Origin of the sequence: Kluyvera huaxiensis (genome assembly GCF_040149365.1) — a bacterium.
In the GTDB taxonomy this organism is placed as follows: domain Bacteria; phylum Pseudomonadota; class Gammaproteobacteria; order Enterobacterales; family Enterobacteriaceae; genus Kluyvera; species Kluyvera intermedia_A.
The window spans coordinates 44038-65393 of record NZ_JBEFLV010000017.1; the positions used below are offsets into that span (position 1 = coordinate 44038).

At 56.7% G+C, this 21356-nt stretch carries 19 protein-coding genes and 1 pseudogene; 12 read left to right on the forward strand and 8 right to left on the reverse strand.

What is annotated here, in order from left to right:
• Positions 1 to 101: 101 nt before the first annotated feature.
• From ABOC97_RS16875 to ABOC97_RS16885, 3 genes are read left to right on the forward strand one after another with little or no spacing between them, the layout of a single operon-like run.
• A complete protein-coding gene (locus tag ABOC97_RS16875; protein ID WP_349599951.1) occupies positions 102 to 1547 on the forward strand; it encodes a TolC family outer membrane protein in 1446 nt (481 codons plus the stop codon).
• Positions 1544 to 3721 carry a type I secretion system permease/ATPase gene (locus ABOC97_RS16880; RefSeq protein WP_416013937.1) on the forward strand — a complete coding sequence of 726 codons (2178 nt, stop codon included), beginning with the start codon at positions 1544 to 1546 and terminating at the stop codon, positions 3719 to 3721. The genes ABOC97_RS16875 and ABOC97_RS16880 overlap by 4 nt, the downstream gene beginning before the upstream one ends.
• Positions 3702 to 4958, forward strand: coding sequence for an HlyD family efflux transporter periplasmic adaptor subunit (locus tag ABOC97_RS16885; protein ID WP_349599953.1), 1257 nt, complete (start codon positions 3702 to 3704; stop codon positions 4956 to 4958). The genes ABOC97_RS16880 and ABOC97_RS16885 overlap by 20 nt, the downstream gene beginning before the upstream one ends.
• A gap of 207 nt (positions 4959 to 5165) precedes the next feature.
• Here ABOC97_RS16885 and ABOC97_RS16890 read toward each other — a convergent pair whose 3' ends face one another.
• Entirely contained in the window at positions 5166 to 5339 is a 174-nt protein-coding gene (locus ABOC97_RS16890) for a hypothetical protein (protein WP_349599956.1), read from the reverse strand.
• A 388-nt stretch (positions 5340 to 5727) separates the two neighbouring features.
• Between ABOC97_RS16890 and ABOC97_RS16895 the strand changes: the two genes are divergently transcribed.
• The 5 genes from ABOC97_RS16895 (at position 5728) to ansP (ending at position 11460) form a co-directional block, all read left to right on the forward strand.
• Entirely contained in the window at positions 5728 to 6786 is a 1059-nt protein-coding gene (locus tag ABOC97_RS16895; protein ID WP_349600141.1) for a BamA/TamA family outer membrane protein, read from the forward strand.
• Positions 6787 to 6818: 32 nt separating this feature from the next.
• The gene (locus tag ABOC97_RS16900) at positions 6819 to 7760 is read left to right on the forward strand and encodes a hypothetical protein (protein WP_349599959.1); all 942 of its coding nucleotides are present in this window, start codon (positions 6819 to 6821) and stop codon (positions 7758 to 7760) included.
• 105 nt (positions 7761 to 7865) lie between these two features.
• Entirely contained in the window at positions 7866 to 8972 is a 1107-nt protein-coding gene (locus ABOC97_RS16905; RefSeq protein ID WP_349599962.1) for a DUF4056 domain-containing protein, read from the forward strand.
• 169 nt (positions 8973 to 9141) lie between these two features.
• Positions 9142 to 9735, forward strand: a complete 594-nt coding sequence (locus tag ABOC97_RS16910) for a transporter (RefSeq protein WP_349599965.1) — start codon at positions 9142 to 9144, stop codon at positions 9733 to 9735.
• A gap of 282 nt (positions 9736 to 10017) precedes the next feature.
• On the forward strand, positions 10018 to 11460 hold the full coding sequence (gene ansP, locus ABOC97_RS16915; protein WP_349599968.1) for an L-asparagine permease: 1443 nt from the start codon (positions 10018 to 10020) through the stop codon (positions 11458 to 11460).
• Positions 11461 to 11526: 66 nt separating this feature from the next.
• Here the strand turns inward: ansP and ABOC97_RS16920 are convergent, their stop codons facing one another.
• Positions 11527 to 12480: a hypothetical protein gene (locus tag ABOC97_RS16920; protein WP_349599971.1), complete on the reverse strand. Its 954-nt coding sequence runs from the start codon at positions 12478 to 12480 to the stop codon at positions 11527 to 11529.
• 154 nt (positions 12481 to 12634) lie between these two features.
• Here ABOC97_RS16920 and ABOC97_RS16925 point away from each other — a divergent pair, with 154 nt between their 5' ends.
• From ABOC97_RS16925 to dsbG, 4 genes and pseudogenes are all read left to right on the forward strand, one after another.
• On the forward strand, positions 12635 to 12997 hold the full coding sequence (locus tag ABOC97_RS16925; RefSeq protein WP_349599974.1) for a hypothetical protein: 363 nt from the start codon (positions 12635 to 12637) through the stop codon (positions 12995 to 12997).
• A 47-nt stretch (positions 12998 to 13044) separates the two neighbouring features.
• Positions 13045 to 15081, forward strand: coding sequence for a protein-disulfide reductase DsbD family protein (locus ABOC97_RS16930; RefSeq protein WP_349599977.1), 2037 nt, complete (start codon positions 13045 to 13047; stop codon positions 15079 to 15081).
• Positions 15082 to 15087: 6 nt separating this feature from the next.
• Positions 15088 to 15809 (forward strand): annotated as a pseudogene (locus ABOC97_RS16935) (DsbA family protein).
• A gap of 44 nt (positions 15810 to 15853) precedes the next feature.
• Entirely contained in the window at positions 15854 to 16612 is a 759-nt protein-coding gene (gene dsbG, locus ABOC97_RS16940; protein ID WP_349600144.1) for a thiol:disulfide interchange protein DsbG, read from the forward strand.
• 25 nt (positions 16613 to 16637) lie between these two features.
• On the opposite strand, the gene acpT is transcribed toward dsbG, so the two are convergent.
• From acpT to ABOC97_RS16970, 6 genes are read right to left on the reverse strand one after another with little or no spacing between them, the layout of a single operon-like run.
• A complete protein-coding gene (acpT, locus tag ABOC97_RS16945; RefSeq protein WP_349599980.1) occupies positions 16638 to 17213 on the reverse strand; it encodes a 4'-phosphopantetheinyl transferase AcpT in 576 nt (191 codons plus the stop codon).
• 1 nt (position 17214) lies between these two features.
• Positions 17215 to 18444, reverse strand: coding sequence for a beta-ketoacyl-ACP synthase (locus ABOC97_RS16950; protein WP_349599983.1), 1230 nt, complete (start codon positions 18442 to 18444; stop codon positions 17215 to 17217).
• Entirely contained in the window at positions 18441 to 19172 is a 732-nt protein-coding gene (locus ABOC97_RS16955; RefSeq protein ID WP_349599986.1) for a 3-ketoacyl-ACP reductase FabG2, read from the reverse strand. The genes ABOC97_RS16950 and ABOC97_RS16955 overlap by 4 nt, the downstream gene beginning before the upstream one ends.
• The gene (locus ABOC97_RS16960; RefSeq protein ID WP_349599989.1) at positions 19169 to 19645 is read right to left on the reverse strand and encodes an ApeP family dehydratase; all 477 of its coding nucleotides are present in this window, start codon (positions 19643 to 19645) and stop codon (positions 19169 to 19171) included. The genes ABOC97_RS16955 and ABOC97_RS16960 overlap by 4 nt, the downstream gene beginning before the upstream one ends.
• Positions 19642 to 20811: a beta-ketoacyl-[acyl-carrier-protein] synthase family protein gene (locus ABOC97_RS16965; RefSeq protein ID WP_349599992.1), complete on the reverse strand. Its 1170-nt coding sequence runs from the start codon at positions 20809 to 20811 to the stop codon at positions 19642 to 19644. Before ABOC97_RS16965 ends, ABOC97_RS16960 begins: the two co-directional genes overlap by 4 nt.
• Before the next feature lies 1 nt (position 20812).
• On the reverse strand, positions 20813 to 21352 hold the full coding sequence (locus tag ABOC97_RS16970) for a DUF3261 domain-containing protein (protein WP_349600147.1): 540 nt from the start codon (positions 21350 to 21352) through the stop codon (positions 20813 to 20815).
• Positions 21353 to 21356 lie beyond the last annotated feature (4 nt).

Below are 21356 nucleotides of genomic sequence, written 5' to 3' on the forward strand. Positions count from 1 at the left end.
CTATGGAAGGGACTTCACAGCGGGGGCGGATATTCATCAATAGTCATAAAAATATAAACGGCCTTATCTGGTCAGAATATTGATTTTATTGGGGATGTTGTATGGGAACGCGAAACGGTAAGCGCACGACACTTTTTTGGTTAGCGGTTTGTATTCAGCCATTACTCCTACCCAATGGCTGGGCCGCATGGGGGCGCTCGGATACCGATATCGCCCGACAAATCAATCCGCAAAAAATCGCTGATAGCGATGACCTGCCCAATCTTCGAGGGCGTGACCCTGGCCTTGCTGCCAGCGCTACGCCACCTGCCAATATGAATATCACTCAGGCGGTGCAGCGTGCCGTTCAGTGGTATCCGGATATCGGCACCCAGGCTGGTAAGCTGATGAGCACCGCGGAGAAAATCGATATCGCCCGTGCCCGATACTATCCGCAGATTAGCGCGGGGCTGAATAACGGCGTCACCAACTCCTATTCCAACCACGGCAACGTTCCTTCGGTGGTACTGTCGCTTTCGCAAATGCTCTATGACTTTGGTCTGACGGACAGCGCGGTACGTGAAGCCAACGCAGCGGTGGCGGGGCAGCAGGCTATCGTGCTGTTAAGCATTGATAAAGTGGCGCATGACACCGCGGCGGCGCTGGTTCAGGTGCAGGGTTACCAGGAGCTGGTGGCGATTGCTGAGGAACAGTTAAGTTCGTTGCAGCAGCTGGGTAAACTGGCCAACGAACGTAACGCCGAAGGGGCGAGTTCGCTGTCTGATGTGGTGCAAACCGACGCGCGTATCGAAGGCGCACGGGCGACGCTGGCGCAGAATCAGGCCAATCTGGAACGCTGGCGAGCGACGCTCTCGACCTATGTCGGCTGGGACAAGATTGCGCGGGTCAGCAATGAGTTCCCCCAGACGCTAGGCAAGTCTTGTAGTGCGGCATCGATTGATGACCAACTGGTGCCGTCGGTATTGGCTGCGCGGGCACAGGTTAATCAGGCGGCGGCGCAGCTGGCGGGGGCGGAAGCGCAGATGAAACCGACGATTTCGGTGGAGTCGGAAGTGACCCACTATCTCAACGATCGCTACCCCAACAGCGAACAGCTCGACCGTACCCAGTACACCGCCTATGTGCGGGTGAAAATGCCGATTTATCAGGGCGGGGGACTGACCGCCAACCGCGATGCCGCCCAGTATGGTCTGGACGCCGCCACGACCGCGGTACGCAGCGCCCAGTTGGAAGTACGCCAGCAGCTCAGCGCGGCGCAGAGCGCATCGATAAGTCTTGAGCAGGCGCTACAGATCCAGGCGCGACAGCAGATATTGACGCAAAAAACCCGCGAACTGTATCAACAGCAGTATCTCGATCTCGGCTCGCGTCCTTTCCTGGACGTGCTGAACGCCGAACAGGAAGTCTATCAGGCGCGCTTTACCCAGCAGGAAACCGAAAGCCAGCTACGTACGCTGCAGCTTGACTGCCTGTACAACACCGGGCGTACCCGCCAACAGTTTGCGCTTAATAATCAGTCCATTCAGGGTGTGGAGATCCAACCATGACCGGGAATGCCAGTATGGCCGAACAGGAGATGCTTGAAGCCCGAGCGCTCAGTGATTGGGTTGCCGTCATAAGCCAGGTGGCGACGCACTATCGCCTGTCATTTTCCCCCGGCGGACTGCAGGCCATGGCCCGCTGGCAGTTGGGTAAACCGCTGAGCGTGGCGCTAAATAATATGGCGCGTCACGTCGGGTTGACGGCGCGGCGGCTGCATGAAAAACGCGATGACGTTTCCGGCTGGCGTTTGCCGCTGGTGGTACAGCTCAAAGAAGGGCAGATAGGGATCGTTCATACCTTTGACGGCGCGGCGAATGTGGGCGTCAGCTTTACCCGCGATGCCAACCTGATTGTCACGCAGCCGTTGAGTGAACTGCTCGACAATATTCAGGTGGTGGTGGCCTTTCGCCCGGCGTCGATGGCCCGCGATAGCCGCACCGAAGAGTATCTGGCGGACTTTAATCCCGGCTGGCTACACCAGCTGGTGATGGTCAAAAGTAAACCCTACTGGCACGTGATGCTGGCTTCGCTGGTGATCAACGTGCTCTCCATGGCGGGGATTATTTTCTCCATGCAGGTCTACGACCGGGTGATCCCCGCGCAGTCCTACCCGACGCTGTACGTGCTGTTTATCGGCGTGCTGATTGCCGTCGCCTTTGGTTTTGCCATGCGCCTGATGCGCAGCCATGTCAGCGATATTCTCGGCAAACAGGCGGATATGCGCATCTCCGACCGGGTGTTCGGTCATGCCCTACGGTTGCGCACCAGCGTGGTGCCGCGCTCGACCGGCAGCTTTATCTCCCAGCTGCGCGAGCTGGAATCAATTCGCGAGATGGTCACCTCAACCACCGTGTCGGTGATAGCCGACCTGCCGTTCTTCTTCCTGTTTTTACTGGTGATGGCGATTATCGCCCCGCAGCTGGCGTGGATCCCGCCGGTGGCGGCGCTAGTGATGATCGCCCCCGGGCTGCTGCTGCAAAAAAAACTGGCTGACCTCGCCAACGAGAACGTCAAAGAATCGACCCTGCGCAACGCCGTACTGGTGGAGAGCGTGCAGGGGCTAGAGGATATCAAACTGATGCAGGCTGAAAACCGCTTCCTGCAGCAGTGGAATAGCTACATTCGCATCACTGCCCAGACGGGAATGAAAAGTCGACGGCTGACGCAAGGGTTACTGGCCTGGGGTAACACCATTCAGGGGCTGGTGTATGCGGTGGTTATCGTCGTGGCGGCACCGATGGTTATCGGCGGCGATATGACCACCGGGGCCATCGTCGCCGCCTCCCAGCTCTCTTCGCGCATGATAGCGCCGATGGCGGCATTGTGCGGGGTGCTGGCGCGCTGGCAACAGGCCAAAGCCGCGAAAGGCGGCATTGACAGCATTATGCAGCTTCCGGTGGAGAACGGCGGCGATTCCCAGCGCCTGCACCGCGATGTGCTGCACGGCAACTACCAGTTTACCGATACCGCTTTCCGCTATCGCCCGGACTCGCCGACTGTCCCGCTACGGGTGGCGAAGCTGGAGATCACCGCTGGAGAACGTATTGCCGTGCTCGGGCGCAATGGGGCTGGCAAATCAACCTTCCTGCAGGCGCTGATTGGCGGCGTGCCGCTGGAGCAGGGCGAGCTACGGCTCGACTCGCTCAGCCTGCCGCATATTGATGTCGCCGACCTGCGGCGCAATACCGGGCTGATGACCCAGAATGCCCGCCTGTTCCACGGCACGCTGCGCGACAACCTGACGCTGGGCGCACCGCAGGCCCGGGATGATGAAATTATCGCCGCCCTCGAGATGTGCGGTGCCGATGTGCTGGTGCGCAAATTGCCCCATGGCCTCGATCATGTGGTGATGGAAGGCGGGCTGGGGCTGTCCGGCGGGCAACGCCAGTCGCTCCTACTGGCGCGCCTGATGCTGCGCGACCCTAACATTGTGCTGCTCGACGAACCGACCGCATCGCTTGATGAGCACACCGAGCGCGACTTCCTTGACCGCCTGAGCCACTGGCTGGCGGGGCGCACGCTAATTATCGCCACCCATCGCAGCGCGGTGCTGTCGGTCGTTGACCGGGTGCTGGTGCTCAAAGACGGTGCGCTGGTGATGGATATGCCGAAAGACAAGGCCATGGCCCCCAGAAGCACCGTCGATGCGGAGGTGAATAATGAAAGACGACCAGCCTGAAACCGCCGTCATGCTGCCCGAGCAGGCACCGATCCCGACTCCAGCCAACGCCCAGCCGCTTAACTGGAACGGCGATCGCGGTGAAAATGATTTTGATAACCAGAGCCTGGCAAAATCCGGACGCATCGTCACCTTGTGCGGGGTGCTACTGCTGGTGGCCTGGGGATGGGCGTCGTTCAGCACGCTGGATGAAGTCTCGACCGGGACGGGAAAGGTGATCCCCAGCTCGCGTGAACAGGTACTGCAATCGCTGGATGGCGGCATTCTGGTGGCGCTGAACGTGCGCGAAGGGCAGCGGGTCGAGGCCGGAGAAGTGGTTGCCCGCCTCGATCCAACCCGCTCGGAGTCTAACGTTGGTGAAAGCGTGGCGCGTTATCAGGCGGCGCTGGCGGCCAGCGCGCGACTGTCCGCTGAAGTTAACGAGCTGCCGCTGACCTTCCCGCCGGAGCTCAATAGCGTGCCGCAGTTAGTCGCGTCGGAAACCCGTTTGTACAAGCTACGGCGCAGCCAGTTTACCGATTCGAAGGCGCGGGTGGCCGACTCTCTGTCGGCGGTAGACAGCGAGCTGGCGATTACTCGTCGGTTGGCGAAAACCGGCGCGGCCAGCAACGTGGAAGTGCTGCGTCTGGAGCGCCAGCGCGCCGATCTTCAGCTTAAAATTCTCGACCTGCGCTCTCAGTATCTGGTGCAGGCTCGTGAAGAGCTGGCCAAAGCGACGGCGGAGGCGGCATCGCTGGTCGAAATTATTCGTGGGCGGACCGACAGCGTGACGCGCATGACGGTGCGTTCGCCGGTGAAAGGGATCGTCAAAAAAATCAAAGTGAACACCCTGGGCGGGGTAATCCCACCGAATGGCGAACTGATGGAAATTGTCCCCCGCGATGACCATCTGCTTATCGAAACGCGTCTGTCGCCGCGTGATATTGCTTTTATCCACCCGGATCAGGCGGCGCTGGTGAAGATAACCGCCTACGATTACGCTATTTACGGTAGCCTGAAGGGCGTGGTGGACAGCATCTCACCGGACACCATTCAGGACGAGGCGAAACCGGAGGTCTATTACTACCGGGTGTTTATCCGCACTGAGCATGACTACCTGCAAAACAAAGCCGGGAAACATTTTAATATCGTACCCGGGATGATCGCCAACGTGGACATTAAAACCGGTGAGAAGACGGTGATGGATTATCTGGTGAAACCGTTTAACAAAGTAAAAGAGGCGCTGCGGGAACGCTGATCATGACATCCGATGGACTATTCAGATAATTAAGGTCCTAAAAATTGTATTTATTCAGATAAAATTATTCAGCTAACGTATTTTTCCCATTCAGGCCAGCGTAATGCAGGTGCGCTGAATATCACTGAGCTAGTGAAAATACCTTCAATATGGAAAGGCTGAATATATGATTATCTTTAGTAATGCACAATTTTTCCAAAGCGGCCGTTATTTTCCTGGTGAGCTATGCATATCGTAGAGAACGGTGTTTTTAGTATCATTCTCTTTTATAACAGCTAGTTGAATCATAACTTTAGCTGGTGGGATATCCAGCATCATGATGGCGAAGGGCGTTAGGCTGCCTGAGGGAATAATCATATATAATTTACGTATGAATTTCATGGTTAAATAATTCCTGGTTGATACCATAAATATTTTATATTTCACCTGAAAGATAGCGTGGTTTAAATGAAAACATGCCATGACACCTGGTGCTAACGTATTATTTTAAAGCTACCATGCTTGCCGAATTAGGCTTTCAGAATGTCATAACCGTGGCTTGAATTGCACCAACGCTGGGCTAAGCTGAAAAGAGCCTGACCGGCGATGGTCTTTTATTCTGAATAATAACGACAATTATTTCTTTCTGGTGATAGTCATGAATAGAAGTGAGACCGGGTTTTGGTCTGCGATTTTGCCTCGGGCTGGCAGCGCTGCTGCGGGCGGTGGCGCTTTTTTTACGGCAGCATTGCTTCTTCTTTTACTCTGCTCGCGCGCAGAGTCCGCCGGTATGATTGACCCGGAAGACGGTATGCTCGATATGAGCCACTTTCTTCAGGATAACCCCTACGGTTTCCTGCCCGTGCCGGTTGTCATCACGGAACCTTCGGTGGGCTACGGTGGCGGGTTGTTCGGCCTTTTTTTACACGGCAAGGGCCGCCGGGATAACGGGCACTTCATCCCCCCGGCCATCAGCGCCTTTGGCGGCGGCGCAACCCAAAACGGCACTTGGTTTGTCGGTGGCGGACATCGCCGAACCTGGCAGGATGATCATATTCGCTATCTGGTGGCGGCAGGCTATGCCAACATCAATCTGGATATCTATACCGGCGATGTTCTCGGATTCGGCAATAACAAAGCCATTAATACCGAAACCCAGGGATACGGCGGCATGCAAAAATTGCTCTTTCGCCTTGGCGATAGCCCGGTGTTTCTCGGGGCCTCACAATCCTGGGCGAAGATGGATATCTCAGCCAAAAATAACCCTCTGGTGGATGCTATCTGGCGGCGAGTGCTAGGGGAAAGCAGCACCACCTCGAGCTTTGGCGTGGTGGCGGAATATGACACTACCGACAATTTCTTCTGGCCGGGGCGCGGCGTTTCGCTCAAAGGAGAATACCAGTTCTACGGTCAGGCGCTGGGAGGCGACTACCGCTACGATTTACTGACCCTCGATGGCAAATTCTTCTTGCCGTTAACTCCATCCTGGACACTCTCGCTTGCCGGGAATTATCAAACCCTATCACAACAGGATAATCACCTGACGCCGATGGCGCGGCCTTATATCGATCTCCGCGGGATCTCCCGCTACCGCTACCAGGGAACGGACGTCAGTACCGTTCAGACGCAGCTTGCCTGGCAAGTGACGCCGCGCTGGATTTTGCAGGGGTTTATCGGCGCTGGAAGTGCAGCAAACAGCAGCGATGAACTGTACCACTCTACCGAAGTGGCGTGGGGAACGGGGTTTCGCTACCTGATCGCGCGCGATTATGGGTTACGCACCGGTATTGATGTTGCCTTTAGCGAACATGAACAGGCGCTCTATTTTAACGTCGGCTCGGGGCTGTAAATCGCAGCAAGTACTGATGAGGAAGAGATACAATGAGGTGGATAAAGACCGCAGTACCGCTGCTGCTATTTTCTTGCATGGTTCATGCCGCAGAAGCTGATGACGAGCACACGTTTCCGATTTGGGGAGATGAAGCGCGGGCGCGGGGGTACGACATCCCATTGCCCTTCGGCATCAATATGAACTACATGAACATGCGGCAAAATATCAACGTCGATAGCATTAGCTTTTCGGGGCTGGCATTAGGCAACCATCCAATTCCTGGCGATATGTTTAATATCGACGCCGGGCATACCCGCGAACAAAGTAAAACCGAAACGCTGCGTCTTGATATGTGGGTGTTTCCATTTCTGAACGTCTATGGGCTGATCGGGCACTCTCGTGGATCATCAGTTTCCAACGTCTCCGTCGATGCCGACCCTTCACGTTACACCGGGGTCGACCGCGTGATTGCCGGTGCGGTCCATCGGCTGTATGAAAATGGCTCGCTACAGAATATTGATTTTACCCTCGATTTTAAAGGCACCACCTGGGGCACGGGGATGACGCTTGCCGGGGGATATGGCCACTGGTTTGGTTTGGTCGATACCAACTACACACGCACTAGTTTTAATATTCTGGATGGCAGCATCTCCGCGCTAACCGTCTCTCCCCGCGTTGGCTATCGATTTAATCTGCAGGGGCCGTGGGGGCCATCCCACCTTGGCGTATGGCTGGGCAGTATGTACCAGGATGTACAGCAGGAGTTCAACGGCAGCATTGCCGATCTCAATATGCCCGCATCGCTACAACCACTGATTGATACGGTGAACCAGAGCGGCAATGGCCGTTTTTCGGTTAAGCAGCGGCTGACCTCACCGTGGAATATGCTGGTGGGTACGCAGTATGAAATCACGCCGCATTTCAACCTGCTGACCGAGATTGGTTTTAATGAACGCAATAGCTTTTTTATGGCCGGTGAATACCGCTTCTGATGAAAATACGACTGTTGGTGGTGATGTCCTGTGGGATACACGTTTAAAGCTGGAGTTTGCAAAGAGAGCGCCGGATTATATTTGCTGGTCGCGGGGGTAGTTTGAATGGCCAAATGGCTCATGTTTTTTCTTCTGGCGGCAGCCTCGGTGCAGGCGAACGACGGACTTTTCCCTCTCCAGCAGGCTCAAAGCCTCGCACCGGTAGCCAGTGATCTGTCTGCTCCCGAATCGCTGCGCCCGTGCTGCGCATTTGGCTACGATCTCCACGTCAGAGCCGCGGGCGTCCCGGTGCCTTTTTATCAAATTGGCAACGTGCTCACGCTGGAAACCCTGGGTCAGCATCAATATAACGACAGTGCGCTGGGGACGGTGAAAAATCTGGTTGGGCTGAGCAAAGAGCATAACGGACTTCTCTATACCCATCGGGGCGGGTTTATTGATATCGCCCACGTGCGCGATACGGCAGATAACACGTTGTTTATTTTTAGCCAGCTTTACCCCAAGCTCGGCCAGCGCTGGCGCTATTTTTATAGTAATGAACTGGGCGTCCGCCGGTTACAGTTTAACGCCTTTTATCCTCCCGCCTCGCCGCTACAGCGCTACACGCTTGCCGCCTGGCTAGCTGGTGACTTAGCGTTTCAACTGGCGCAGTGGCATGAAATCGCCCAGTGGTACGGTTTTCAGTCGGTGCCGGGTTTTTCTGAAGAGATCTCGGCATTCTCGCCGGAGGATCTCTACTCAAACCTGCTGGGCGCGCGGATAGCCATTACGGTCATCTTGCAAGGTCGGGCGGAATCGGTGGCGGAGTATAACGCGGCGATGACCGCCGAATTAAAGCGCGTGCTGCTACGTCTGGACGTCGCCACTCAAAGCGAAACGGAAAGCAAATTCCGCGAGCTGGACGGAGACTGGTGGAACAGTAAGCGCAGGGTGCCGGACAAATTTCTGGTGTTAAAGCGAAACTACAGCCTGGAGAATAACCGCCTGCCAACGCCGGTGGCCTATGAAAGCACGGTGCCGTATCAGCTGACGTTCCCCGCGGCGGTGGCCGGGTATCTGCTGTCCCAACTGGCGGAGCTGCAAATTTATCCCGGCGATAAGATGCAGCAACTGCCGGTTCCGGCCTCGTTTTACAGTTCGTCACAATTTCAGCAATTAGCCGATAAGGCTCAGGAGGCTGATAAAGTTCAGCTTGAACGGCTGAAGAAATAAAATAGCGTCCACGTGGTGATTATTTATCATGTCAACTATAGACCATTATTGTTGCCTGCTTTTATAGAGGCAACAATTGTTAAATATAGCCATTTATGTGGCACAGAAGGACAAGTTGGGGGAGAGGGCGAAAGGTAAAATACGTGTTTAATAAAAAGCAGTGATTTTTATGATTTTAATTAGTTTACTTTTGCGCGTAATTCTTTTCGCTCTGTCTGTTATTGCTGTCGTAGTGTGCCTGCATGTTGATGTCAATATCCTTAAAGATGGCCTGTCTGAAACCTCATTTACCGAGGTGGTACAAGAGTCAATTCTGTTCATTATTGTCCTGATTCACCTTATCCGTGCGCACAAAGATAGCGCCATGAGACAATGTAACGTATTGATTGCAGGATTTTTCCTTGCCATGCTTATTCGCGAGCTGGACGCCGTTTTCGATCTTGTTCGTCACGGCAGCTGGGTTTGGTTTGCGCTCCTGGTCAGCGTGGTGAGTATTATTTATGCGCTGCGTAACCCCGCGCAGGTGGCACAACAATTGATCGCTTATACCCGCTCACCGTCCTACGGTGTGATGGTCGCAGGGCTACTGACGATTCTGATTTTCTCGCGCCTATTTGGCATGTCGATTCTCTGGCAGTCAATTTTACAAGACGGCTATGTGCGCATTGTTAAAAATATGGTTGAAGAAGGCATTGAGCTCTTTGGTTATATTTTGTGCTTGGGTGCTGCGGTGAATTTATTATCCGGAAAATCCTCGTCTTAAAACGGAATTAGTATTTCCTTATCTCGGAATGGAATATTCAGCACGCGCTGAGGAAAAGATGCTCTAATATTCGATGGTTACGGCGGTCCCTCTGCGGGCCGCTTTTTTGTGTCCGCCAGGCAATCGTTTGTTTTGCGCCGCTTATTGATTACGGGTAGGATGCACCGCGCGGTTTTATCCCTACACAGAATGACGGGAAAAACCCTGGGGTTGTCGCGGATAGTCGTTCCTTCTCGCGCCGGCCGGAAGTCTTCCTTTAATCAGACAGGTAACAGGGAAACGATGGAAACACAAAAAACACAGGCTGCGGAGCAACACGCGGCAAAACGGCGCTGGCTTAACGCCCACGAAGAGGGCTATCACAAAGCCATGGGCAACCGTCAGGTGCAGATGATTGCCATCGGCGGCGCAATTGGTACCGGTCTGTTCCTCGGTGCCGGTGCACGTTTACAGATGGCGGGTCCGGCGCTGGCGCTGGTGTATCTGGTTTGCGGTATTTTCTCCTTCTTTATTCTACGCGCGCTTGGCGAGCTGGTATTGCACCGGCCTTCCAGCGGCAGCTTTGTCTCCTACGCTCGTGAGTTCCTCGGCGAAAAAGCCGCCTACGTGGCAGGCTGGATGTATTTCGTCAACTGGGCGATGACCGGGATTGTCGATATCACCGCCGTGGCGCTGTACATGCACTATTGGGGCGCGTTTGGCGATGTTCCGCAGTGGGTCTTCGCCTTAGGCGCGCTGGCTATCGTTGGTACCATGAATATGATCGGCGTGAAGTGGTTTGCCGAAATGGAGTTCTGGTTTGCGCTGGTCAAAGTGCTCGCTATCGTGGTGTTCCTCGTGGTGGGCACCGTCTATCTGGGCAGCGGAAAACCGCTGGATGGCAACGCCACCGGCTTCCATCTGATAACCGATAACGGCGGCTTCTTCCCGCACGGCCTGCTGCCTGCGCTGGTGCTGGTGCAGGGCGTCGTGTTTGCCTTTGCCTCTATTGAGCTGGTGGGAACCGCCGCCGGTGAATGTAAAGACCCGCAAACCATGGTACCGAAGGCTATCAATAGCGTTATCTGGCGTATCGGTCTGTTTTATGTAGGCTCCGTGGTACTGCTGGTGCTGCTGCTGCCGTGGACGGCATATCAGGCGGGGCAGAGCCCGTTTGTCACCTTCTTCTCGAAGCTCGGCGTGCCGTATATCGGCAGCATTATGAACATCGTGGTGTTGACCGCCGCGCTGTCCAGCCTGAACTCGGGCCTCTACTGCACCGGACGTATTTTACGTTCAATGGCGATGGGCGGTTCCGCGCCTAAGTTCATGAGCAAAATGAGCCGCCAGCATGTGCCTTACGCGGGCATCATGGCGACGCTGGTGGTGTATGTGGTTGGGGTATTCCTCAACTATCTGGTGCCGTCCCAGGTGTTCGAAATTGTGCTTAACTTCGCCTCGCTGGGGATTATCGCCTCGTGGGCGTTTATCATGGTCTGCCAGCTGCGTCTGCGTAAAGCCATCAAAGAAGGGCAGGCCGCCGACGTTAGCTTTAAGCTGCCGGGCGCACCGTTTACCTCCTGGCTCACGCTGCTGTTCCTGCTGAGCGTACTGGTGCTGATGGCGTTCGACTATCCGAACGGTACCTACACCATCGCTTCTTTACCGCTGATTGCCATTCTGCTGGTGGCCGGCTGGTACGGCGTGCGTAAGCGCGTGGCGGAAATTCACAGTACTGCACCGTAAACGAATTAAGGCCTGACGATGTCAGGCCTTTTTTCTGCACGATATCGACCCGGCCGCGATATACACCTAAAAGCTCATTGCCAACCCCACGCCATACCCTTCGGTACCGTTGCCAAACATATAGCGCGCCACCAGTCGGGTGCGGGTGATAAAGACCGGATATTTGCTGCTATCAACTTCAATTCCCACGCCGACCGAACTTAGGCTATCAAAGCCGAGCTTTCCTCGCTGTTCGCCAAGGTATTCGGTATGCGCCCCTTCCAGCACGTAGCGCACCGGGCTTTTCAGCAGCGTCCAGTCAAAAATTGGCGCGCGGCGGCGCAGATACAGCCCGAGGTTCTGCGCGCTGGCGCTACCGCTCACGGCGCTGGAAGTATTGCCGAAGGTTTGCAGACTCATCCCGGTATAACGCAGCTCAATATCAATATCCTGCTGAGTCGACAGAAGTTCATAGTCGAGCATCAATGAACCGCCCAGCCCATAGGCGTTCAGCCTACCGCCATCGAGAAAGTCATAATCGGCGTTTTGATGCCGCTCCAGCGCCCAGGCACCGACCCGCAGATCGCTGGCCATCGTGCCGAGCATGACGTTGGCGATAGGGCGCAGCACCAGGTTGCCGCCCCAGCGGTCGCGGTGCAGGTTAAAGTCCCAGCCGATACCGCCGGTGGTGGTGAGGCTATTCCATTTGGTGGGAACGCGTCGGCTCTGACTGCCGTCGCTGATGACAAACTGTGGGTCGTAGCGGCTGTAGCCCAATGCCCCTTCCAGATACAGCGGGAAGGATTCCCCCATGGTGGCGCCCCCGCCGAACTGGGTGATTGCCAGTTCGCTGGTATCATCCGACCCGGAACCGATATTAAGATCGCTGGCGGTGATATCCGGCACAATCATAAAGCTCATCAGCGTCAGCACCGCATCGGCCCGCTGTTTGATGCGATGGCCATCGGCGGCGCTGGCATCCAGGCTGAAAGTGAAGGCGGCAATCAGTAAAAGGACGAGGCGAGGGAGTGCTGAAATCATCCGTTAGACCGCCTCTGAGTGGGAGATATTCTAACTATAGAATCACTCTGGCGTGCTCTCCACACGGCTAGCGCAGACAAAACCTTACAAGGAAGACCTTGCACATAGATTTGTATTGTTTATGATTCGGCAGATCTGAATCGTCTGGGAAATTATGCGTAATCGTCAGCGTCTTGCGAAATGGTTTTTGATATTGACCTGCCTTGCCATGGTTATCTGCATGGTTCAGCGGGCGGTCTATCTGCACCATTTTTTACAACAAGCCGCGAATCCGGTGCAGATGCTCTCCGCCCCGGCACCAGACGATGCCTCAGCCGGTCCTTCACCGTGTCAGCTTAGCGCCAGCTCGCTACTCTGTACCCAGCCCGTATTCTTCGATGGCGCATTGCCCGCCGTCATTCTCTTCCTGGCCTTGCTTCAGCGCTTGACTGAGCTGCGTGCGTTCGTCTTCAGAGACGTCCCCGTCAGGCCACCTACGCTACGAATCCATCTTAAAAACTGCGTCTTCCGTGAATGAATAATCGTCGTTAACGCGATTTATTATTCAATTTACGGAGAAAAAAGATGCTGAATATCTTCAGGGGATTCGTCCTCCTGTTGCTGTCGTCTATGGGTGTGGCCCATGCGGCAGATACCGGGTGGCTGACGTCGCCACAAAACGATCACGCCCGGATACGTTTCCAGGCCGAAAGAAGTGAAAACCGCCTTTATGGGTTGCTGACCGTCGAGCTGCAATCGGGATGGAAAACCTACTGGCGTTCGCCGGGGGAAGGGGGCGTTGCCCCCGAAATTCACTGGCATAACGGTGAAAAGGCCCAGTGGTACTGGCCGGTGCCTTCACGGTTTGAGATTTCGGGGCTGACCACTCAGGGCTACCATAAACAGGTGGTTATCCCGATGATTATCACCGGCCAGCAAAGCGATGCGCTGGACGGCACGCTGACGCTCTCCACCTGTAGCAACGTGTGCCTGTTAACCGACTATCCGCTGCATCTGGATTTCAGTCAGCCGGTGGATGACCATTTCCAACAGGCGTTTGAGCAGGCGATGCGTTCCATTCCTGCCGAGAGTGGGATCTCCGACGATCTTAGCGCCCATCTGGCGGGCAGCAATCTGGTTGTCACCGGCACAACGGCAGGCGAGTGGCGCGATGCGCAGATCTACTTCGACCCGTTAGACGGTGGCATCATTCCGGGCGATCCCACGCTGAAAAGCAGCGGCGCAGAGCTGGTCATCACCGCGCCGGTCACAGATGAATGGGGTGAAAAAACGACATCGCTGGCAGGGAAAACGCTCTCTTTTGTCCTGACTAATCAGGGGAAAGCGCAGCAAACCACCCTGACGGTGGGGGCGGATCAGGCGGTATCCACAGCGCGTGAAACAACGCCCGCAAACCTGGCGCAAATGCTACTGTTTGCGCTGCTCGGCGGGCTTATCCTGAATCTGATGCCGTGCGTCCTGCCGGTGATGGGCATGAAGTTAAACTCGGTACTGCACTCCGGGACCGACAAAACCCGTATTCGCCTACGTTTTCTGGCAACCAGCGCCGGTATTCTGACCTCGTTTGCGCTGCTTGCCGCCATGGTGACGGTGCTTAAGTTCACCGGCGCATCGCTTGGCTGGGGCATTCAGTTCCAGAATCCGTGGTTTATTGGCCTGATGGTGGCTGTCACCTTTATCTTTGCTATGAATCTGTTGGGCCTGTTCGAGATGCTGCTGCCAGCGTCGATGAGCGGGAGAATGGCAACGGCTGGCGGCAACGGATTGGCCGGGAGCTTCTGCGAAGGGGTTTTCGCTACGCTGCTGGCGACGCCATGCTCCGCGCCATTCCTTGGCACCGCCGTGGCGTTCGCGCTGGCGGCTCCGCTGACGGATCTGTGGCTGGTGTTTATGCTGCTGGGGCTTGGTATGGCGCTACCCTGGCTGTTGGTGGCGCTGGTGCCGAAAATCGCGCTGCTGTTACCGCGTCCCGGCCCGTGGATGAATTCGCTTAAGGTGCTGCTGGCGCTGATGATGCTGGCCTCCAGCTTATGGCTGGCTTCGCTGCTGGGGTTACATCTGGGAAGCACCGCCAGCGGCATTATTACGCTGCTGCTGACGGCGACCGCGCTCATCGTCTTCATTGCCACCGGTCAACGCCGCGCACCGCTTTTCTGGCTGGGCGTGATTTTGCTCGCCGCTTTTGGCGGCTACCAACTGCGCGGGATGCTTAGCGCTGACGATGAAACCTCCGCCCGTACGCCCCATCAACAAATCGCGTGGCAGCCGCTTAGCGAAGAGGCGATTACCCGCGCTCAGGCGCAAGGGAAAAGGGTGTTCGTGGATATTTCCGCCGACTGGTGCGTGACCTGCAAAGTGAACGAACACCGGGTGCTCAATCAGCCGGAGATTATTGCCGCCCTGAACCAGCCGGACGTGGTGGCGCTGCGCGGCGACTGGAGTCAGCCTTCTGACCTCATCACGGCGTTTTTGCAAACAAGAAACAGCTACGCAATCCCCTTCAATCAAGTTTACGGGCCAGGACTGACTGACGGCAAAATTCTGCCGCCGCTGCTCGACAAAAGCACCGTCCTCGACACCCTCAAGAATGCGAAAGGTTAATCCACAATGAACAAGACACTTCTCTCACTGCTCCTGCTGGTTGCTTCACTCCCTGCGTTCGCCGCACCCGCCCTGACGGCGGCACAAGAAGCCCGGGTACAAGAACTGGTCCAGGAAACCCTACTGAAACATCCGGAAATTCTGGCGGCAGCGGCGGAAAACTGGATCAGCAAGATGCGCAGGCCAACCAGCAAGTGCTTAATAAGGTGATTGCCGATAACGCCGATTTCCTGTTCCGCGACCCCAACTCGCCGCGCATGGGCGCTGAACATCCCCGGCTGACGCTGGTGGTATTTACCGACTACAACTGCCCGTACTGCAAGAAATTCGACCCGTATCTGGAAAAGATTGTCGCCAAATATCCAGATGTGGCGGTGATTTTTAAATTCCTGCCGTACCGTGCGGAAAGCTCAGTGACCGCCGCCCGCGATGCCCTGACCGTATGGCGGGCGCATCCTCAGCAATTCATAAAATTCAACGATCTGCTGATGATCAAAAAAGGCTACCACGACGATGCCAGCATTGTGGCGGCGAAAAAGAAAGCCGGCGTGGTGGTTGATACCCCGGACAATCAAAGCCTGGAGACGATTAAGAAAAGCCTCGCGCTGGCGGAAAAGCTCGGCATTCAGGGCACGCCCGCCACGCTGATTGGCAACGAACTGCTCTCGGGCTGGGTTCCCTTCGAACAGTTTGATGCTATGGTCAGCGACGCGCTGAAAAAACAGTAAATCCGTATGCGGGGGAATCTTCCCCCGTTTTATGAGGTGTGATGATGAAACGTATAATGTTAACCGCTTTATTGATGGCCCCGGTTGTGGCCTACGCGCAGAGTGCTGTCCCGGATATCATTAAGCGCTTTAGCGAACAGCAGAATATTACTGATGTTAAAGCCGTGGATGCGCCCGGCGGCCTTAAAAGCTGGGTTGGGCAATATCAGGACATGGGGGTCAATCTCTTTCTGACCCCCGATGGCCAACATGTGCTCACCGGATACCTCTACGACGCGCAGGGGAAAAACCTCAGCGAAGGCTATTTTAAAGAGCAGATTTATATTCCGCTCGGCCGGGAGATGTGGAAAACCCTGAATGCGGCGCAGGCCCTGAAAGAGGGGCCGGATACCGCCGCCAGAAAGGTATTTGTCTTTGCTGACCCGTTCTGCCCTTACTGCAAAGCGTTCTGGTCTGCCGCTCAGCCGTGGGTTGCCGCCGGGAAGGTGCAGCTCAATACGCTGATGGTGGCGTTTTTGAATCCACAAAGCGGACGCTACGCGACGGCTATCCTTAATGCGTCCGATCCGGTTGCCGCATGGCGTGACTATGAATTGTCCGGCGGGAAGAAACTGCCGCATTTTGAAGGGACAACGCCGCGTGAGACCTTCAATCTGTTGCAGCATCATCAAAAGCTGATGGATGATCTCGGGGCTAATGCGACGCCAGCCATCTATTACATGAACGCTAACAATGAGCTGCAGCAGGTGGTGGGCATGCCGGATGAAAAACAGCTGGTGGAGATGTTTGGCCCGCGTCCCTGACTGAGAGTCTAAAGGGCGGCGGCGTTCATTCCGCCAACGCAATTAGATCCTGCAAAGAGCATGGTGTGGGGGTGCAGATGGCGATGCTCAGTCCGTCGGGCTGAGCATCGGTAACAAAACCCCCATGGCGGCGGGTGCTATCCACGGTTGCCATCTGCCAGACGCTGCCGCCGCGCTGCTTAATGATGGCCTCTTTACGCGTCCAGATTCGCCAAAAGGCGGCGAGCTGGCGTTCAGGCGCTTCGGCGGCAATCTGCGCCTGCTCTGCGGGGCAAAAAAGCGACTCAGCCAGCGCCGGCCAGTTTTTTCGCGCCCGAATGACTTCGATATCGCAGCCCACTTCCCCTTCGTCGCTCAGCAACAGGGCAATATCATCGCCGCTGTGGCTCAGGTTGAACCGCAGCGGCGTTCCTGCCGCAAACGCCGGTTTACCGTGTTCCGCGTAGATAATCTCCGGCACCGGTGAGACGGCGCGACAAAGCAGAACGCGACCGGCTAGCCAGCTCGCCCGGTTCGGCCCCCTGGGGGCGCAGGCGATGACGGCGGACGGCAGTTCACCGTGGCTTAATCGCGAGACTTTGCCGAGGAACAGGCGGTACATCTTACGGCCAGCGTCGAATAATCAAAGAGGTGTTGATCCCGCCGAAGGCAAAGTTGTTGCTTTGCAGGAATTCGCAGTCTATTTGACGGGCTTCGCCCATGATGTAATCCAGCGCGCCGCACTGTTCATCCGGCTTGTGTAAGTTGAGTGTCGGAGCAAACCAGCCTTCGCGCATCATTTGCAGGCTCATCCAGGCTTCCAGCGCACCGCAGGCACCCAGCGTGTGGCCAAAGTAGCTTTTTAGCGACGAGATGGGCACGCTTTCGCCGTAAATCGCCGCCGTGGCGTGACTTTCGGCGATATCGCCGCGGTCGGTCGCGGTACCATGCGCCGAAATATAGCCCATATCCTGCGCGCTTAAACCCGCCATTTTCAACGACTGGGCCATGCAAATCTGCATGGTCTCGCGCTGCGGCTGGGTAATATGCGCCGCGTCGCAGTTGGTGGCAAAGCCGACAATTTCACCGTAAATCGTCGCCCCACGCGCTTTCGCGTGCTCCAGCTCTTCCAGAATCAGCGTCCCCGCGCCTTCGCCAATCACCAGACCGTCGCGCTGTTCATCGAACGGGGAAGGGGTGGTTTTGGGGGCATCGTTACGCTGGCTGGTGGCGAACAGGGTATCAAATACCGCCGCTTCCGAAGGGCACAGCTCTTCCGCGCCGCCGGCAACCATTACCGTCTGGTAGCCGTGACGGATGGCTTCCCACGCGTAGCCAATCGCCTGGCTGCCGGAGGTACAGGCGCTGGAGGTGGGGATAACCCGCCCGCGCAGGCCAAAAAACAGCCCGGTGTTCACCGCAGTTGTGTGCGGCATCATCTGTACGTAGGTGGTGCCGGTAATATTGCGGGTATGCTTTTCGGTCAGCATGGTGGCGAATTCGCTCACCGAATCGGTGCTGCCGGTGGAGGAACCATAGGCAATCCCGGTATCGCCGCCGGTCAGCACGGCGTCACCCAGCAGCCCGGCCTGCTCCAGCGCCAGCTCGGTGGCGCGGGTGGCGAGTCGGGACACGCGGCCCATCGCGCGGATACGCTTACGGGTGTAGTGTTCCGGCAGGGTAAAGTCATCAATGGGTGCGCCAAGTAATGTCTGTAACCCGTCGTAAACCTGCCACTCCGGCATGGCGCGTACCGCATTTTTATAGGCCAATAATTTGGCGGAGACATCTTGCCAGTTGTTGCCAAAGGCGGTCACGCCGCCCATGCCGGTAATCACTACGCGGTGCTTCATAGCATCCCTCCATTGATTGAAATCACCTGCCGCGTGACGTAACCGGCGATATCCGACATCAAATAGCTGGCCAGCCCGGCGACTTCTTCCGCCTGACCCATACGCTTCATAGGAATCATCGACATCGCCTCTTTTAACGCACTCTCTTCCATATCGATAATCCCGGTGTCGATAAGCCCTGGTGCGATGCAGTTGACGGTAATCTTGCGCTTAGCCAACTCAATCGCCAACGCTTTGGTCGCGCCGATAATCCCGGCTTTGGCGGCGCTGTAGTTCACTTGTCCTCGGTTGCCCATTACCCCGGAAACGGAGGACAGCGTAATGATGCGTCCCCCCTGGCGGGCGCTAATCATCGGCATCATGCACGGCTGAATGACGTTGTAGAAACTGTCGAGATTGGTGTGGATAACCGCATCCCAGTCATCGTCGCTAAGCGCCGGGAAAGCCGCATCGCGAGTGATCCCCGCATTACTGACCACTCCATACCACGCGCCGTGTTCGGCAAGGTCTTGCTCCAGTACTTCGCGACACTGCGCGCGATTCGACACATCAAAGGTCAGCAGACGCCCAGCGCCACCGGCGGCAACAATCGCCTCCAGCGTCTGCTGCGCGCCTTGCGCGTCATGATGATAGTGAACGCCGACCACAAAACCGTCTGCCGCTAGCTGGCGGGCGATAGCGCGACCAATACCTTTGCTGGCTCCGGTCACTAAAACTGAACGACTCATGCGGACGCTCCTTGTTGAAATAGGGTGTGAAGTTCTTCTGATGTTGGCTGAAAAGTATTGATGCGTCCGCTGGCGAGCATCGCATCGCCTGCCTCAATGGTGCATTCAAAGCTGCCGAAGCGTGCATCCTGCATCAGTCGTGTGGTGGAGATAGTCAGCGTTAACCCGGCAGGAAAACGACTGGCTTCACAATGCAGCTCGCGCGCGCTGAGCACCATGCCTAAGGCAATGTGTTTCTCGCCCCGCTGATGGCAGTGCCAACCGGACCAGACGCCCACGGTCTGCGCCATTAGCTCCAGCGCGAACCAACCGGGCAGGTCGCCCTGGGAATCGAGAAACGGCGCCAGCACGCTGTGTGCCGAAACCGTCACGCGGCAGATGGCGGTCTCTTCGCTGACGGCGACCACCTCATCCAGCAGCATCATTGGCGCATCGTGCGGCAAATAGTCGCCGGGCGATAAGAAGTGGCTCATGAAACTCTCCCGAGCAAAATACTGGCGTTATTGCCGCCAAACGCAAACGAATTGGACAGGATAACCGGGCGGGACAGCGGCTGCGGCGCGGTCAGCAGCCCGCAGGGGGGTAGCGTTTCGTCGCGCGGTGACTGGCTGAAATCCTGCGCGGGCAGCGGCAGGTTCCGCTGCAAAATCAGCATGCTGAGGGCGGCTTCGGTAATGCCAGCCGCGCCCAGAGTGTGGCCGGTCAGATGTTTGGTTGAACTACAGGGGACCGTTTCGCCAAACAGCGCGTTCACCACGGCGGACTCAATCTGGTCATTAAGCGGCGTCGCGGTGCCGTGCAGATTAATATAGCCGACCTGCTGCGGGGTGATATTCGCATCGTGCAGGGCTTGCGTAATCGCGCGGATAGCGCCTTCGCCCTGTGGATGCGGCGCGGAAATATGGTAAGCATCGCTCGACTCACCGATGCCGAGCAGCGTAACGGGCTGCGGCTCGCGGGTCAACAGCATCAACCCAGCGGCCTCACCGATGGTTATTCCCCGGCGGTCGCGGGCAAACGGCTGGCATAAGGTTGCGGAGAGCGATTCCAGACTGTGGAAGCCGTTTATTGGCATCCGGCTCAGCGTGTCGGCACCGCCGACAATCGCCACGTCGGCAAGCCCGGCGGCAATCAACCGGCGGCCGCTGATTATCGCGCGGGCGCTGGAGGAACAGGCGGTCGATAGGGTAAACGCCGGGCCGTCCAGCGCCAGCCACTGGCTGAGAAAACGCGACGGATCGCCCAGCTCCTGTTGCGGATAGCGCCAGTCGGGGCTTTCCCGTCCGTTCAGCGTCAGGTCAACGTGCGTGTCGCCTTCGTCCAGCCCGGAAGTGCTGGTGCCGAGCACCACCGCCACACGGTCGCGGCCAAAGCGCGCGATGGCGTCATCCACCTGCGGTTGAATCTGTGCCAGCGCGGCCAGCAGCAGCTGGTTGTTCCGCGAACGATGGGCGCGGAATGTATCGGGAATGTCCGGCAGTTGCGCATCCACGCTGGCCAATACCGCTTGCGGAGTGCCTTGTAGCCACCCCTCCCGCGGTCGCATGCCCGGGGCGACGCCAAGGGCCAGGTTCGCGGCAATCTCATCCGCACCGTTACCTAATGCGTTAATCATGCCGACGGCAGAAATGTAGATCATCTCAGTCACCCAGATATTGAATGGTGATGTGGTATTTAAAGACCTGCTGCGCGATGGCGATAGGCACGCGCTGGCCTTTGCGGTTCAGATAGCTTATCTCAGTGACCAGCTTGCCGTGGGCATTGCGCAGTTCGCGCTTATTGCCAATATCGGTCAGCGTCCAGCCTTTTGGTAACTGTGGCTGCCAGGCGCTAATCGGCCAGTGGCTGAGCATCACGTCCGCCAGAACCTGGCTGGCAGGGGGCAGTTGCGGCACCACAATCGACTGCTCGCTGTGCAGACCTTTGTCGTCATAAGTCACCAGGAACAGACGAATGCCGACCGACGACAATCCGGCGAGGGTGACTTTCTGGCTATCGGCATTAAGCATCACCAGCAGCGACTGGGTATTGCCGTTAAAACTGCCGGTCAGCAATTGCTGCGAACTCAACGCAGGAGAGATGCCGGGCGCTGGCAAGGTTACGCGGGTTCCCGGTTCCAGCCACGCCTGTGGACGAACGTCATTTTCTGGCGACGAATGGCTGCACCCGGTCAGCAGCATCGCG